Source organism: Synechococcus sp. PCC 6717, from assembly GCF_022698185.1.
Lineage (GTDB): Bacteria > Cyanobacteriota > Cyanobacteriia > Thermosynechococcales > Thermosynechococcaceae > Thermosynechococcus > Thermosynechococcus lividus.
Genome location: NZ_JAKLTV010000060.1, coordinates 1 through 990, shown reverse-complemented (window position 1 = coordinate 990; position 990 = coordinate 1). Strand labels below are relative to the sequence as shown.

The window sequence follows — 990 nt, the reverse complement described above, 5'->3', positions numbered from 1 at the left end:
TGGGAAAGACTTGACAAAGTTCCCGCCCTGAAGGCAGCGGCAGCAGAGTTGCTCAGTACGGTTTAGCGTTTTCGGCAGTGTAGTTGGCGTGACACTCCCCGCTGTGGAACGGCGAGGCTTCTCTGAGTTAGGCTAGAGCAAAACCAATCTGCCCTAACTTGACCTTAGAAGGGGCTGCCACAGCCCCTCTACACACTCCACTCAAATCGATATTGAGCTTTGTGCTTACCTTTCTCATGATATTGCAGGCTCCATTACAGTCTGCATTGATGAGCCATCCTTGCGCAGTTCGGTACAGACCTCTAAGAACTCGTTTTCCTGATGCCTTCCACCCTTCAGGTTTTTCGCCGAACGTAGGCAAGAAGTCATTATCGAAAAACGAGGCTTGAGACGTATACGATTCTTCGGTTTCGACTAATCGAATCCCGAAAATTAAACAAAGCTGCTTAATTCGTCCAAACAGCTTGTAGTGCGGAATTTGCACGAACTCCTGATTCGTTTTTGCACCCAAATTGATTTCATCTTTCTGCCCGTTGTTTCGACCGTAGATGATCGTATCGATGTCGTTTTCCAAGCAGAAGTAGAGGTTGACATAATTCAGAACCTTGAACGGTTTCCGTCCTTGCTCAAAGAAGTATTGCCGAGACTCATACACGCCTTGGTTGTAGAGATTGTTGGCAAGACGCGCTAACTCAGTAAGCAACTGAGCAAGCTGCTTGTCAGGTTGAAAAACATCTTTTTGGACGGCTAAAAACATCATTGGGTYAAGATGGTATGCAGTTATTATAGATGCCGATTTACGTGAATAGCAACCGTATGAGAGAAGATGGCATACAGCTAAAATCGACTCGTCATTGCACGTATCAGTCAGGACATCACTTTGTCTAGATTCCGTTCAAGCGCCGCAAAATATTTACCAACGAAGCAATCATTGAAGCAACCAAAAGGTATGTGACTGAAGCGATTGAAAACAACGATATGGAACTAATC

The 990-nt window shown here is 45.4% G+C and carries 1 protein-coding gene; it reads right to left on the bottom strand.

What is annotated here, in order from left to right:
• Positions 1 to 127 precede the first annotated feature (127 nt).
• The gene (locus tag L5470_RS13260) at positions 128 to 760 is read right to left on the bottom strand and encodes a hypothetical protein (RefSeq protein WP_499500250.1); all 633 of its coding nucleotides are present in this window, start codon (positions 758 to 760) and stop codon (positions 128 to 130) included.
• Positions 761 to 990 lie beyond the last annotated feature (230 nt).